Origin of the sequence: Streptomyces collinus, from assembly GCF_031348265.1 — a bacterium.
Taxonomy (GTDB): domain Bacteria; phylum Actinomycetota; class Actinomycetes; order Streptomycetales; family Streptomycetaceae; genus Streptomyces; species Streptomyces collinus.
The window spans coordinates 2,811,781-2,825,707 of record NZ_CP133771.1 but is presented as its reverse complement, the minus strand read 5'-3'; the positions used below and the strand labels follow the sequence as shown (position 1 = coordinate 2,825,707).

The following is a 13,927-nucleotide window of genomic DNA, read 5'->3' as shown; positions in this document are numbered from 1 at the left end:
GCCTCTGTTTCCCGCGGGGAACGCTGCCCTCAGCTGGCCGGGGTGACCGGTGTGAGGGTTCCTGACGTGCGGCGACGGCGGCTGTGAGGGGCGTCGCAGCACCTTCGCACCGGCCTCGCATAGGGTCGCGATCATGCCCGACATATCGCTGACCATGATCGTCCTGCTCTGCGTCGCGGCCCTCGCCGCAGGCTGGATCGACGCCGTGGTCGGCGGGGGCGGCCTCCTGCTGCTGCCGGTGCTGCTGCTGGGGCTGCCGGCGAACACACCCGCCGCGCACGCGCTGGGCACCAACAAGGCCGTCGCCATCGTCGGCACCACGGGCGCGGCCGTGACCTACGCCCGCAAGGCTCCCGTGAACGTCCGTACGGCCGTCCGCATCGGGCTGGCCGCCCTGGCCGGTTCCTCCGCCGGGGCCTTCTTCGCGGCCGGGATGAGCACCGAGGTTCTCAAGCCGGTCATCATGGTGGTGCTGCTCGGGGTCGCCGCCTTCGTGATCCTGCGGCCCGCCTTCGGCACGGCCCCCGCAACCGGCCCGGCCACCCGCCGCCGCATCCTCGCGGCCATCGGCCTGGCCGGCCTCGGCATCGGCTTCTACGACGGCCTCATCGGCCCCGGCACCGGTACGTTCCTGGTCCTCGCGCTCACCGCCGTCCTCCACCTCGACCTCGTCACGGCCTCCGCCACCGCCAAGATCGTCAACTGCTGTACCAACGCGGGCGCCCTCGCGACCTTCGCCTGGCAGGGCGCGGTCCTGTGGCAACTGGCCGCCCTGATGGCCGTCTTCAACCTGGCGGGCGGCACCCTCGGCGCCCACACCGCCCTGAAGAAGGGCAGCGGCTTCGTCCGGATCGTGCTGCTGACGGTGGTGTTCGCGCTGGTGGGGAATCTGGCGTACGAGCAGTGGATCGCCTAGACGCCGGCCGGGTCGCGCGGATGCCGGCCGGGTCGTCCACATGCCGACCGGGTCGGCTGGACGCCGGCCGGGATGACTAGGCGCCGCGCCGCAGATCCAGCAGCTCGATCATCCCCGTCCCGTCCTCCTCCCCGTGCCCCTGCGCCACCCGCCTCTCCATCAGCTTCAGGTACGGCGCCAGCAGCTCGGGACTGACGTGCTGTTCCTCGGCCGTGCGCAGGAACGTGGGGACGCCCGCCGCCTGCATCGCCAGGCTGGAGACGACGTTGCGGGTGTGGTCGCCGCTCTCCAGCCGGTCGGCCGTCTGGTGCACGGCCGGGGCCATCGCGGTCAGCCAGTCCGCGAGCAGTGGCGCGAAGTCCTTCGGGGCGATGTCCTCCGGGCGGACCAGGGCGAACGCGTGGAGCATCCCCGCGAACATGCCGTTCATGGCGCTCAGCAGGGCCACGTCGTAGAGGGCTGCGAAGCCGGGGTCGGCTCCGACCCAGCGGGTGCCGGCCGGGACGGCGAGGGTGTCGCGGTGCTCCTCGAACAGCTCCGGTGAGCCGCTGTAGAAGACGTAACCGCCGGAGTCCGCGACCCCGATCATCGGCGGTACGGCCATGATCCCGCCGTCCAGGAACCGGGCGCCGCGCGCCTCGGCCCAGGCGGCCCGCGTCCGGCCCTCGCCCGGGGTGCCGGTCGTCAGGTTCACCAGGTCCCGCCCGGCGAGAACGGCCTCGTCGAGGGCGTCGCCCACGGAGGCGTCGTCGAGCAGGCAGACGATCACGAGCCGGTTCGCGGCCACGGCCTCGGCGGCGCTCCGGACGACGACGGCGCCCTCGGCGGCGAGGGCCTGCGCACGGGCGGGTGTGCGGTTCCAGACGGTCACCTCGTGCCCGGCGGCGAGCCAGGTCCGGGCGAGGACGGTGCCCATGGCGCCGGTGCCGAGGAGGGTGAGAGGGGCAGGGGTACGGGGAGCAACTGCGTTGTCGGTCATGGCGTTTAGGCTCGTCGTAGGGGAAGGGCCTGCTCAAGTACGTACTTCGAAGTGGGTGGTTACCCCGGGGGAAGGGTCCAGGCAGCGAAGGGGAAGGAGACCGGGCATGGGGACGACGGGACGGCGGCCGGGTGCGTACGTCTGCGGGATCGACGCGGCGATGGACCTGATCGGCGGCAAGTGGAAGGTGCTGATCCTCTGGGCGCTGCACGAGCGGCCCTGCCGCTTCGGCGAGCTGCGCCGGGAACTGCCGGGCGTCACCGAGAAGGTGCTCGCCTCGCACCTGCGGGAGATGGAGGCCGACGGCCTGGTGCACCGCGAGGCGTACGACGAGGTGCCGCCGCGCGTGGAGTACTCGCTGACGGCCCGTGGCGTTTCCCTGAACGAGGCGCTGGAACCGCTGGGGGCCTGGGGGAGGGCCAACGTCCCGGGCATGTCACCGGCTCCCGGTCAGATGCGCGAAGACGACGACGTTCCCCTGGTAACCGGTGCCGCGTGAGTAGGTGCCGCCGCAGGTGATGACCCGCAGCTCGGGGCGGCCGGCGGCGCCGTAGACCTTCTCGTCGGGGAAGTCCTTCGCGGCGTGGACCTCGACGGCGTCCACGGTGAACACCGCGACGCCGCCGTCCCGCCGGTCCACCTCGATAGTGCTGCCCCTGGCCAGGGCGCCGAGGTCGTAGAACACGGCGGGTCCGTCGGCGTTGTCGACGTGGCCGGCGACGATCGCCGTGCCCCGCTCACCGGGGGTCGTGCCGGCCTCGTACCAGCCGGCGAGGTTCTTCTCCGCGGCGGGCGGCACATCGAGGCTGCCGGTCCTCGTCAGGCCGAGCCCGGTCAGCGGCGCGTTGACCCCGATCGCCGGGATGCGGATCCGGTCGGGCGGTGAGGGCGGCAGCGGTGGCACGGCGGGCCGCTCACCGGCCCGGCCGTCCAGCCCGGCCAGGGCCTGCGCGGCGGACGGCTGCGGCGGGGCGTGCGTCCCGGCGCCGTCGCGCAGCAGCCACACCCCGGAGCACAGGGCGAACACCGTGAGGGCGGCCATGGCCGCGTGCGCGGGATCGCGGACGCCGCTGCCGAACCCGGGGAACCTGCGCATACCCACCCTCTTCTGATCCGGCCCCGTGCCCCCTCCGGGCCGCGAGGGGCGTCGGACCCGGAGGGGAGGGGACATGCGGTACCGGTGACGGACAGCGGAGGGTGTCCGTCAGATCCCGTCGCCTCTCGCCCGGCGATGCAGGAGCCAGGTACCGCCCGCGGCGGCGACGGCGAGGGCCGCCACACCTGCCGCGGTCTGCACGGGATCGGGGCCCAGAGCGCCACCGACCCCCGTCTTCACGCTCCCCCGTGGATGGACCTGTCCGCGCACCGGTGTCAGCGTGACCACCAGGTCCCCGGTGATCCGCCGGCCGCTGCCGGCGCAGGTCACGGTGATCTCGTACGTGCCCGGCTGCGCGCTCGGCGGCACCCGGAACCGCCCGGTCGCGCCCGGCCCGTGCGCGTCCGGCGCCAGACCGATGGAACCCGCCCCGACCGCGCCGGCGTCACCCGTCGCCGAGCCGCCGTCGCCGCAGGCCGCCGTACGTACCGTGACCTGACCGCCCGGCACGACCGAGGCCGGGGACAGCTCCAGGCCACCGGCGGACGCGCCGTACGCGGGGGCGGCGGTGAGGGCCGCGGCGGCGACGGCGAGCGCGGTACCGGTCAGCGGCGGGGCGATACGTCGCATCGGTGCTCCTTCGAGCGGTTCGGTCTGCGCCTGCCCTTCCGAGGTAACGGGCAGCGGGACGGCCGCGCTTGCTGAAGGCGCGTCAGAATTGGGGTGAATGGGTGTCAGGCAGGGCTGAACCGGCTGCCTTCGACGGCCGTTTCGGCAGGTCACGGGCTTTCGATGGGCGAGGTGCGGAAAAGCGCGGGGCGCGCGTGTGAACGGGTGACCCGGATGTAGGCGGCCGCCGCTTGACCTCAAGGTTGGTTGAGGTTAGAGGCTGTCCGCATGAAGACAACCGCTACCGATCCAGCCACCCTGCCGCAGACCGCCGCCGACCCGCTCCGGCTGACCCTCGTCGTGGGCAGCAACCGGCACGGCCGCTTCGGTCCCGTCGTCGCCGACTGGCTCCTCGGCCGCATCCGGGACCGGGACGACCTCGTCGTCGAGGTCGTGGACGTCGCCGAGGCCGCGCTGCCGATGTCCCTCGAACCGACCCCGGAGGCATCCGCCGCGCTGTCCGGCATCACCCCGAAGCTGGCCCGCGCGGACGCGTTCGTGGTCCTCACCCCCGAGTACAACCACTCCTTCCCGGCGGGCCTGAAGAACCTCGTCGACTGGCACTTCGCCGAATGGCAGGCCAAGCCCGTCGGACTCGTCTCCTACGGCGGCCTGGCCGGTGGCCTGCGCGCCGCGGAGCACCTGCGCCAGGTCTTCGCCGAGCTCCACGCCGTGACGGTCCGCGACACCGTCTCCTTCCACAACGCCGGCGCCTCCTTCGACGACCGGGGCACCCTGCATGACCCGTCCGGCCCGGACGCGGCGGCGAAGACCATGCTGGACCAACTGGTGTGGTGGGGCCACGCGTTGCGGGAGGCCAGGGAGAAGCGGCCGTACGGGGGCTGAGCCGGTGTCAGCCGGGCACGGCCCTCACGTCCGCGCCCGCCAGTCGCCGCCCTCGATCGCCCGCCCACGGGCCCGCAGCCGCGTGGCGACGGCGGGTGCGGCCACGTACACCCAGGCCCGGACGGCCGCCCCGTCCGCAGCCCGGACGACCTTCCGCTCGACGCGTACGTACAGGCTGCGCGGATCGCCGGGCACGTACTCCTCCAGCCGGTCCAGCTCGGTGAGCAGCTCCGCGTACGCCTCCGGCAGTGCGGTCACCAGCTCCCCGCTGACCGCGCCGCCGCCGGGCTCCTCGACCGCGTACGGGTAGCCCGGCCCGGCGTACAGCACCGCGTCCGCGAGCCTCCCCGGCTCCTCGGAGCGGGTGCGGCCGCGCAGGAAGAGGCCGTGATTGACCTCTCCCGGGAGGAGGGTGCCGTAGACGAAGAAGGGGAGGGTCACAGGAACGATTCTGCACCCTCACACACCTGCACAACGGCGCTATGGACATGCCATGTCCGCGCCGCCTTAACTCGCGGTCAACATCAACGCCGCCCCCGGTCGACCCCACGCGACCGGGTGCGCCCGTATGAGGAGACCGATGAGTCGGATACGTCATGTCCGCGGTTCCCGTCTCGCCCTCGCCGGTGTGGCCCTCACCGGCACCACCGCCCTGCTGGCCGCCGTCCTCTCCCCGGCCGCCGGCGCGGCGGACCGGCCGACCAGGTCCGGTGCGATCGAGGACGCGGAGGCGGTGCTCGCGGACCGGGCCGGCGCCCTGGGCCTCACCTCGGCCCAGGAGACGGAGGTCCGGGACGTCGTCGTCGACGAGGACGGCACCCGGCACGTCCGCTACGACCGCACCTACCACCGGCTGCCCGTCCTCGGCGGCGACTTCGTGCTCCACCTGAACCCGGACGGCACCTACCGCGGCACGAGCCGCGCGACGACGTCCGCGCTCTCCCTGGCGAGCGTCACCCCGAAGGTGACCGCCCCCAAGGCCGCCGACCTCGCGGCGAACCTGCTGCGCGCCGCGCACCTCGGCGAGACCCTGAAGAAGCTGACCGCCAAGCCCCGACTGGTCGTCGACGCCCTGCACGGCGCCCCGAAGCTGGCCTGGCAGACCGACGCGGTGGCGCACGACGAACGCGGCAACCCGGTCGGGCGCACGGTGCTGACCGACGCGACGACCGGCGACCGGATCGACGCCTGGGACTCCATGGAGTCGGCCTCCGGCGACGGCAAGTCCCTCTACGGCGGCACGGTCCCGCTGGAGACGACGGCGTCCGGCTCGTCGTACCAGCTGAAGGACGCGACGCGCGGCGGCACGTACACAGGCGACGCCGAGAACAAGACGGACAAGTGCCTGCTGACCGTCTGCCTGACCCGCGCCCCCGCGACGCTCTTCACGGACGCCGACAACCAGTGGGGGACGGGTACGGCCGCCGACCGCTCCACGGTGGCGGTGGACGCCCAGTACGGCACCGACGTCACCTGGGACTACTACAAGAAGGTCCACGGCCGCGCCGGCATCGCCGGCGACGGCAAGGGGTCCTTCAACCGCGTCCACTACGGCAAGGACTACAACAACGCCTTCTGGGACGACAACTGCTTCTGCATGACGTACGGCGACGGCGACGGCAAGCTGATGGGCCCGCTGGTGTCGCTGGACGTCGCCGGGCACGAGATGTCCCACGGCGTGACGTCCAAGACGGCGGCGCTGACGTACTCGGGCGAGTCCGGCGGCCTGAACGAGGCCACCTCGGACGTCTTCGGCACGCTGGTGGAGTTCCACGCGGCCAACGCCGAGGACAAGGGCGACTGGCTCATCGGCGAGAAGGTCGTCCGCTCCGGTCTCGGCCGTGAGGCCCTGCGCTTCATGGACAAGCCGTCCAAGGACGGCAAGTCGGCGGACTGCTGGAACGCGAAGCTGGGCGACCTCGACGTGCACTACTCCTCGGGCGTCGGCAACCACTTCGCCTACCTGCTCGCGGAGGGCAGCGGCAAGAAGTCCCTCAACGGCGTCGCCTACGACTCCCCGACCTGCGACGGCTCCACGGTGACCGGCATCGGCCGGGCCGCCCTGGGCAAGATCTGGTACCGCGCCCTGACGGTCTACATGACGTCCTCGACGAACTACGCGGACGCCCGCAAGGCGACCCTGAGCGCGGCGAAGGACCTCTACGGCGCCGACAGCACCGAGCAGAAGGCGGTCGCCGCAGCCTGGAAGGCCGTGGCGGTGAGCTGATCCCTACCCCTCGACGGCCTCCAGCCGCACCGCGCACGCCTTGAACTCCGGCATCCGGGAGGTCGGGTCGAGCGCGGGGTTGGTGAGGGTGTTGGCGCGGCCCTCGCCCGGCCAGTGGAAGGGCATGAAGACGGTGTCGGGCCGGATGGCGTTCGTGATCCTCGCGGGCGCCACGGCCCGGCCCCGCCGTGACACGACGGCCACCGGGTCCCCCTCGGCCGCTCCCAGCCGGGCCGCCAGCCTCGGGTGCAGCTCCACGAACGGCCCGGGCGCGGCGGCGTTCAGCTCCGCCACCCGCCGGGTCTGCGCCCCGGACTGGTACTGCGCCACGACCCGCCCGGTGGTCAGCAGCACCGGGTACTCGTCGTCCGGTTCCTCGGCGATCGCGCGGTGCGAGACGGGGACGAACCGGGCCCGGCCGTCGGGCGTGGCGAAGCGGTCGAGGAAGAGGCGGGGCGTGCCGGGATGCACGGCCGGTGCCTCCTCGTCGTCACAGGCGTCCTCGCTCACGTCGGCCGTCTCCACCGCCGCCGGACAGGGCCAGAACACCCCGTTCTCCTCTGCCAGCCGCCGGTACGTGATCCCCGAGTAGTCCGCAGCCCCGCCCGCAGACGCCCGGCGCAGTTCCTCGAAGACCTCCTCCGGGTCCGTCGGGAAGCCCTTCTCCACGCCCAGACGGGCGGCCAGTTCGTGCAGCACCTCCAGGTCGCTGCGGATGCCGTCCGGCGGGGTGACCGCCCGGCGCCGCAGCAGGACCCTGCCCTCCAGGTTGGTCGTCGTGCCCGTCTCCTCGGCCCACTGGGTGACCGGCAGGACCACGTCCGCGAGCGCCGCCGTCTCCGACAGCACCACGTCGCAGACCGCCAGGAAGTCCAGCGACCTGATGCGCTCCTCGATGTGCGCGGCCCGCGGCGCCGACACCACCGGGTTGGACGCCATCAGCAGCAGCGACCTGATGTCGGTGCCCAGCGCGTCCAGCAGCTCGTACGCGCTGCGCCCGGGCCCGGGCAGGCTGTCCGGGTCGACACCCCACACCTCGGCGACATGCGCCCGCGCTGCCGGGTCGTCGAGCTTGCGGTAGCCCGGCAACTGGTCCGCCTTCTGCCCGTGTTCCCGCCCGCCCTGCCCGTTGCCCTGGCCGGTCAGACAGCCGTACCCGGACAGCGGGCGGCCCGCCCGGCCGGTCGCCAGGCACAGGTTGATCCACGCGCCGACGGTGTCGGTGCCCTTGGACTGCTGCTCGGGCCCCCGGGCGGTGAGCACCATCGCCGACTCCGGCTCGCAGAACAGCCGTACGGTCTCCCGTAGTTGAGGAACGGACACCCCCGTGATCCGCTCCACGTACTCCGGCCAGTGCGCCATCGCCGCCGCCCGGGCGTCCTCCCAGCCGGCCGTGCGCTCCCGGACGTACTCCTCGTCCACCCGTCCCTCGGCGATGACCAGGTGCAGCAGGCCCAGGGCGAGGGCCAGGTCCGTGCCCGGCCGGGGTGCCAGGTGCAGGTCCGCCTGCTCCGCGGTCTTGGTGCGGCGCGGGTCGATCACGATCAGCGTGCCGCCGTTCTCCTTCAGCTCGGTGAAGAACCGCAGCGACGGAGGCATGGTCTCCGCGAGGTTCGACCCGACGAGGATCACGCAGCCGGACTTCGGGATGTCCTCCAGCGGGAACGGCAGCCCCCGGTCGAGCCCGAACGCCTTGATGCCGGCGGCCGCCGCCGACGACATGCAGAAGCGGCCGTTGTAGTCGATCTGCGAGGTGCCGAGCACGACCCGCGCGAACTTGCCGAGCGTGTACGCCTTCTCGTTCGTCAGGCCGCCCCCGCCGAACACCCCGACCGCGTCCGGCCCGTGCTCCGCGCGCGTGCGGCCCAGCCCCGCGGCGATCCGGTCCAGCGCCTCGTCCCAGGAGGCGGGCACCAGCGTGCCGCCCTGGTCGCGCACCAACGGGGAGGTCAGACGGACGTTGCTCGCGAGCACCGCCGCGGACGTACGGCCCTTGCCGCACAGGGCGCCCCGGTTGACCGGGAAGTCCGTGCGCTCGCTCACCTCGACGGTCCCGTCCGGCGCGGGTGTCAGGTTCATCCCGCACTGCAGGGCGCAGTACGGGCAGTGCGTGGGCGTCACGGTGCTCTGCATACCGTTCAGCGTGCGTCGGCCGTGTTACGCCCGGGACGGTTCCCTGTTACGCGGCCGGGACGGCAACCTCCCCGCCACCGGCCCGCCCGCGTGAGGCAGGAGCCCGCCCGTCCTGGTGAGACACAGTCCAGCCCTCCTTCAGGTCGTCGCCGACCGCCACGGACGTTGCCTGTGGGACGAGAAACGCCACATGTGGCTCATTGCGTTCCTTTCTTGGCTGATCCGACCTCGTTGAGTGTTGAAGCATCCGCACTACGCTCTCGCTACGCGCAGCGCTCGCACGACTCCGCACGGCGTTCGACACCCGGGCATGCCCGCCGCTCACGGCTGCATCCACCCGCGGCCGGCCCGCAGGTGGCAATCCGACCTCGAAACAGCCAGGAGGCCACTCGATCATGCCTCTGCGCCACTTGACCCCCCATGACCAGCAGCTCTTCCGGCAGTACGGCCGGGGCCCCACCGTCCCCGTCCCCGACCCGCTCCTGCACCACGCCGTCGCCCGGCACGCCCGGACCACCCCGCACGCCGTCGCCGCCGAACACCAGGGCGCCCGCATCACCTACGGCGAACTCGACCGGTACGCCGGCGCCCTCGCCGCCCGCCTGGCCGACGAGGGCGTGCGCCCCGGCGACCACGTCGGCCTCTTCGTCCGCCGCTCGATCCCGATGCTGGTCGGCCTGCTCGGCATCCTGAAGGCCGGCGCCGCCTACGTCCCGCAGGACATCGGCCTCACACCCCCGGCCCAGCTCACCCACGTCATCCGCACCGCCCGCACCCGGGTCGTCCTCACCGTCGCCGAGCACGTCCACCGCGTGCCCCTGCCGGACGGCCATCTGCTGCTCCCGCTCGACGAGCCGCTGCCGTACGCCCCGGCCCCGCACGTCCGCGTCACCGGCGACGACGGCTGCTACGTGCTGTTCACCTCCGGCACCACCGGCCGCCCCAACGGCGTGAAGGTCACCCACCGCAACGTCGCCAACCTCCTGCTCACCGCCCCGGGCGGCCTCGGCGTCCGGCCCGGCGACCGGGTCGCCCAGCTCCTCAACATCGCCTTCGACATGGCCGCCTGGGAGATCCTCGGCTGCCTCGCCCAGGGCGGCACGCTCGTCATCCGCGGCAAGGACCTCGCCGCCGCGGCCCGCACCGCCGACGTGCTGATCGCGACCCCGACCGTGCTCTCCGGCCTCGACCCGGCCGCCTGCCCCCGGGTGCGCACGGTCGCCGTCGCGGGGGAGCCCTGCCCGCGCCCGCTGGCCGACCGGTGGGCCCGGCAGGCCGCCTTCTTCAACTGCTGCGGCCCCACGGAGACGACGATCGTCAACACGATGAGCCGCCACGACCCGTCCGCCCCGCTGCTCACCATCGGCCGCCCCACCCCGAACAACACGGTGTACGTCCTCGACGCCGACCGCCGCCCCCTGCCGGTGGGCGAGGTGGGCGAGATGTGGGCCGGCGGCGCCTGCGTCTCCGCCGGCTACCTCGGCGACGACGCCCTCAACGCAGAGCGCTACGTGCCCGACCCGTTCCTCGGCGGCGGCCGGCGCATGTTCCGCACCCGCGACCTCGGCCGCTGGACCCCCGGGGGCGAGCTGGAGCACCTCGGCCGCACCGACGACCAGGTCAAGGTGCGCGGCTTCCGCGTCGAGCTGGACTCCGTCTCCTCGGTCCTGGAGTCGGCCGCCGGCTGCACCCGCGCCGTCACCCTGAAACGCGACGCCCGCACCCTGGTCTCCTTCGTCTGCCCGGCGGACGTCGACCCGGACGCCGCCCGCCGCGCGGTCGCGGACGCCCTGCCCTACTACTGCGTCCCCGAGCGGATCCTGCCGCTCGCCCTGCTCCCCGAGACCGACCGCGGCAAGGTCGACAAACAGGCGCTGCTGCACATGATCGAGGAGCGCGTGGCGGTGGCCCGATGACCACGTCACCGCCCCGGAACGAGCAGGCCACCGGCGGCCTCCCGCCACTCCTGTCCGGCCCGCGCCGCCTGCTCAAGCACCCCCGCCTGATGCACTACAACCGGCTCGCGGCCCTGGTGCTCCTCGCCAACGCGGCCTTCGCCTGGATCAATTGGCCGGTGGCCGCCCCCACCCTCGGGCACGCGGCCCTCGCCAACCTCGCCCTCGCCGTCGTCGTACGCCAGCAGTACGTCGTCAACCTGCTGTTCCGGATGGCGACTTCGGCGCCGACGAGCTGGCCGCTGCGGGTCCGCTGGACGCTCGGCAAGGTCTACCACTTCGGCGGACTGCACGTCGGCGGGGCGCTGGCGGGCACGGCCTGGTTCCTGGCGTTGACGATCACGACACCCAGCGGCCCCCTCAGGGCCGTCGGCTGGACCCTCATCGCCCTCCTCGCCCTGATCATCGCCACCGCCCTGCCGCCCTTCCGCTCCCGCCACCACGACCACTTCGAGAAGATCCACCGCTTCGGCGGCTGGGCGGCCCTGGCCCTGTTCTGGACGCACACGCTGCTGGCGTCGCCGGGCCCCTGGGAGGTCGGCACGCTCGCGGTGGTCACCTTCAGCGTCGCCCTGCCGTGGCTCCGGCTGCGCAAGGTGGACGTCCGCCTCGAACGCCCCTCCTCCCACGTCGTCCTGGCCCGCTTCGACCACGGCGAGACGCCCTTCGCGGGCTCCTCCACCGCGATCAGCCGCAGCCCGCTGAAGGAATGGCACTCCTTCGCCAACGTCCCCGCCCCGGGCGAGCCCGGCTTCCGGCTCACGATCTCCCGGGCCGGCGACTGGACCGGCTCCTTCATCGACGACCTGCCCCGGCAGGTGTGGGTCAAGGGCATCACCACGGCCGGCGTCGCCAACATCGAGGTCCTGTTCACCAAGGTCGTCTACGTCGCCACCGGAAGCGGCATCGGCCCCTGCCTGCCCCACCTGCTCGCCGCCCAGGTGCCCTCCCGGCTCGTCTGGGCGACCCGCGACCCCCGCGCGACCTACGGCGACGCCCTGGTCGACGAGATCCTCGCCGTCCAGCCGCACGCCCTGATCTGGGACACCTCCCGGCACGGCAAGCCCGACATGGTGCGCCTCGCCCACGATGCCCACCGGGACTTCGGCGCCGAGGCCGTCATCTGCATCTCCAACAAGAAGCTGACCTGGCAGGTGGTCCACGGCCTGGAGCGGCGGGGCATCCCGGCGTACGGCGCGATCTGGGACTCATGACCCGTACGCGATGCTCGAAAGGAGCAGAGAGATGAACCATCTGAAGGTCGAACGGCACGGCCGTGTGGTGACCGTGCGCCTGCACCGCCCGCACGTCCGCAACGCGCTCAGCAGTGAACTCCTCACCGAACTCCTTGAGGTTCTTAGCCCGTTGGACTCGGACCCGGAGACCGGCTGCTTCGTCGTCACCGGCTCGGACACGGTCTTTGCCGCGGGCGCCGACATCAAGGAGATGGCGGGGAAGTCGGCCGTCGACATGGCCGACGAGGACTACTTCGCCGGCTGGGAGGAGTTCGCCGGCCTCCGCACCCCGAAGATCGCCGCCGTCAACGGGCATGCCCTGGGCGGCGGTTGTGAGCTGGCGATGATGTGCGACCTGGTCGTCGCGGGGGAGTCGGCGGTCTTCGGCCAGCCCGAGATCAAGCTGGGCGTGATCCCCGGCATCGGCGGCACCCAGCGGCTGACCCGGCTCGTCGGCCGGGCCACGGCCATGGACCTGGTTCTCACCGGCCGCACGATGGACGCACGGGAGGCTGGACGCTGCGGTCTTGTCTCCCGCGTGGTCCCGGACGACCGGGTCCTGCCCGAGGCCCTCGAAGCGGCATCGGCGATCGCCTCCCACGGCCGCGCGGCGGTCAGGGCGGCCCGCGAGTGCGTCGACCGGGCCCTGGAAACCGGCCTGCGCGACGGCATCCGCTTCGAACGCCGCGTCTTCCACGCCCTGTTCGCCACCGACGACCAGAAGGAGGGGATGACGGCGTTCCTGGAGAAGCGCCCACCGCGCTTCCGGGGCCGCTGACGGCCACGGCTGATCCGGGGGCGGGGGACGGCACTGCGCCCCCGCCCCCGGACGCGTTCAGGGACGGTGTCTGGTCAGGAAACGGTCCCGGTCACCCTGCGGGCAGCAGGGTCAGCACTCGTACGCGTAGTACGGCTCGTCACCCTGATCCAGACCGATCCTGCCGACCCCGCCGGGGCCGATCTGGATGCACGACGGGTCCCAGCCGTCGACTTCCACGCTGGCGGAGATGGTGTGCCCACACACGTTGTGGATGTCGGCCCACCACTGGCCGTGGGCGCCGAGCTTCGCGCAGCCCGGCTCCGGAGCCTGGATCACCGGTGAAATGGCCGCGTCAAACCCGTGGGCGGAGAACGTACGGATTCATCCGAGCGTTTCTTCGGCCCTGGCCAACGCCCTCTCCACGCCCGGCTCCCGCGGCCCGAGGAACCGCGGATCCGGCCGGAACACCGCGTCCAGAGCGGCCTTCCCGGCGGCGAAGATCTCCCGGGTGCCTCCGTAGTACCAGGTCGCGTCGTGCACGGCGTCCACCCCGACCCCGTACGACGCGACCCCCGCCGCCTCGCACAGCGCCACCGCCCGCCGGATGTGGAAGCCCTGGCTGATCAGCACGGCCTGGTCCACCCCGAAGATCTTCTTCGCACGCACGCAGGAGTCCCAGGTGTCGAACCCCGCGTAGTCGCTGACGATCCGCCCGTCGGGCACCCCGTGCCGGGTCAGGTACCCGCGCATCGCGTCCGGCTCGTCGTAGTCCTCGCGGCTGTTGTCCCCGGTGACGAGCACCACCTCCACCCGCCCCTCCCGGTACAGCTTCGCCGCCGCGTCCAGCCGGTGCGCGAGGTACGGCGAGGGTTCCCCCTCCCACAGCCCGGCACCGAACACCACCGCCACATCGGTACGCGGCACATCCGCCGCCGTACGCAGCCGGTCACCCGTCACGGCGTACATCCACGTCGCCGGAAGCAGCGCGAGCACGCACCCGGCCATCACGGCCTGCACCAGCCTCCGCTGCCCCCGCCGGGTTCGCGGCAACCGCGGTCTGCGGAACGTCACACGACGCATCGGACGGTCCCTCCCCAGGTCGGCCCCTCGA

The 13,927-nt window shown here is 72.8% G+C and carries 14 protein-coding genes; 7 read left to right on the top strand and 7 right to left on the bottom strand.

Annotation, left to right across the window (positions count from 1 at the left end; all coding sequences use genetic code 11):
- The first annotated feature begins 133 nt into the window (after positions 1-133).
- A complete protein-coding gene (locus RFN52_RS12745; RefSeq protein ID WP_184846087.1) occupies positions 134-916 on the top strand; it encodes a sulfite exporter TauE/SafE family protein in 783 nt (260 codons plus the stop codon).
- Positions 917-992: 76 nt separating this feature from the next.
- Here RFN52_RS12745 and RFN52_RS12740 read toward each other — a convergent pair whose 3' ends face one another.
- Positions 993-1,895, bottom strand: coding sequence for an NAD(P)-dependent oxidoreductase (locus RFN52_RS12740; protein WP_184846085.1), 903 nt, complete (start codon positions 1,893-1,895; stop codon positions 993-995).
- A 106-nt stretch (positions 1,896-2,001) separates the two neighbouring features.
- On the opposite strand from RFN52_RS12740, the gene RFN52_RS12735 reads away from it, so the two are divergent.
- The gene (locus RFN52_RS12735; protein WP_184846083.1) at positions 2,002-2,394 is read left to right on the top strand and encodes a winged helix-turn-helix transcriptional regulator; all 393 of its coding nucleotides are present in this window, start codon (positions 2,002-2,004) and stop codon (positions 2,392-2,394) included.
- On the opposite strand, the gene RFN52_RS12730 is transcribed toward RFN52_RS12735, so the two are convergent.
- Together RFN52_RS12730 and RFN52_RS12725 are read right to left on the bottom strand one after the other, a co-directional pair.
- The gene (locus tag RFN52_RS12730; protein WP_184846081.1) at positions 2,332-2,991 is read right to left on the bottom strand and encodes a class F sortase; all 660 of its coding nucleotides are present in this window, start codon (positions 2,989-2,991) and stop codon (positions 2,332-2,334) included. The genes RFN52_RS12735 and RFN52_RS12730 overlap by 63 nt on opposite strands.
- Before the next feature lie 108 nt (positions 2,992-3,099).
- Positions 3,100-3,621: a GVDTG sorting domain-containing protein gene (locus RFN52_RS12725; protein ID WP_184846079.1), complete on the bottom strand. Its 522-nt coding sequence runs from the start codon at positions 3,619-3,621 to the stop codon at positions 3,100-3,102.
- A 267-nt stretch (positions 3,622-3,888) separates the two neighbouring features.
- Between RFN52_RS12725 and RFN52_RS12720 the strand changes: the two genes are divergently transcribed.
- Positions 3,889-4,506, top strand: coding sequence for an NADPH-dependent FMN reductase (locus tag RFN52_RS12720; RefSeq protein WP_184846077.1), 618 nt, complete (start codon positions 3,889-3,891; stop codon positions 4,504-4,506).
- 24 nt (positions 4,507-4,530) lie between these two features.
- Here RFN52_RS12720 and RFN52_RS12715 read toward each other — a convergent pair whose 3' ends face one another.
- Positions 4,531-4,947, bottom strand: a complete 417-nt coding sequence (locus RFN52_RS12715; RefSeq protein WP_184846075.1) for a gamma-glutamylcyclotransferase family protein — start codon at positions 4,945-4,947, stop codon at positions 4,531-4,533.
- Positions 4,948-5,086: 139 nt separating this feature from the next.
- Here RFN52_RS12715 and RFN52_RS12710 point away from each other — a divergent pair, with 139 nt between their 5' ends.
- Entirely contained in the window at positions 5,087-6,733 is a 1,647-nt protein-coding gene (locus tag RFN52_RS12710; RefSeq protein ID WP_184846073.1) for a M4 family metallopeptidase, read from the top strand.
- Positions 6,734-6,736: 3 nt separating this feature from the next.
- Here RFN52_RS12710 and RFN52_RS12705 read toward each other — a convergent pair whose 3' ends face one another.
- Positions 6,737-8,866, bottom strand: coding sequence for a molybdopterin oxidoreductase family protein (locus RFN52_RS12705; protein WP_184846071.1), 2,130 nt, complete (start codon positions 8,864-8,866; stop codon positions 6,737-6,739).
- A 395-nt stretch (positions 8,867-9,261) separates the two neighbouring features.
- Here RFN52_RS12705 and RFN52_RS12700 point away from each other — a divergent pair, with 395 nt between their 5' ends.
- Genes RFN52_RS12700 through RFN52_RS12690 form a run of 3 tightly spaced genes read left to right on the top strand, consistent with a single transcriptional unit; the run spans position 9,262 to position 12,834 of the window.
- Positions 9,262-10,782 (top strand): amino acid adenylation domain-containing protein, encoded by a 1,521-nt coding sequence (locus RFN52_RS12700; RefSeq protein WP_184846069.1) that lies wholly within the window; start codon positions 9,262-9,264, stop codon positions 10,780-10,782.
- Entirely contained in the window at positions 10,779-12,035 is a 1,257-nt protein-coding gene (locus RFN52_RS12695; RefSeq protein WP_184846067.1) for an FNR domain-containing protein, read from the top strand. The genes RFN52_RS12700 and RFN52_RS12695 overlap by 4 nt, the downstream gene beginning before the upstream one ends.
- Before the next feature lie 31 nt (positions 12,036-12,066).
- Positions 12,067-12,834: an enoyl-CoA hydratase-related protein gene (locus RFN52_RS12690; RefSeq protein ID WP_184846065.1), complete on the top strand. Its 768-nt coding sequence runs from the start codon at positions 12,067-12,069 to the stop codon at positions 12,832-12,834.
- 111 nt (positions 12,835-12,945) lie between these two features.
- On the opposite strand, the gene RFN52_RS12685 is transcribed toward RFN52_RS12690, so the two are convergent.
- Both RFN52_RS12685 and RFN52_RS12680 read right to left on the bottom strand, forming a co-directional pair.
- A complete protein-coding gene (locus RFN52_RS12685; RefSeq protein WP_184846063.1) occupies positions 12,946-13,152 on the bottom strand; it encodes a hypothetical protein in 207 nt (68 codons plus the stop codon).
- Positions 13,153-13,197: 45 nt separating this feature from the next.
- A complete protein-coding gene (locus tag RFN52_RS12680) occupies positions 13,198-13,896 on the bottom strand; it encodes a SanA/YdcF family protein (RefSeq protein WP_184846061.1) in 699 nt (232 codons plus the stop codon).
- Positions 13,897-13,927 lie beyond the last annotated feature (31 nt).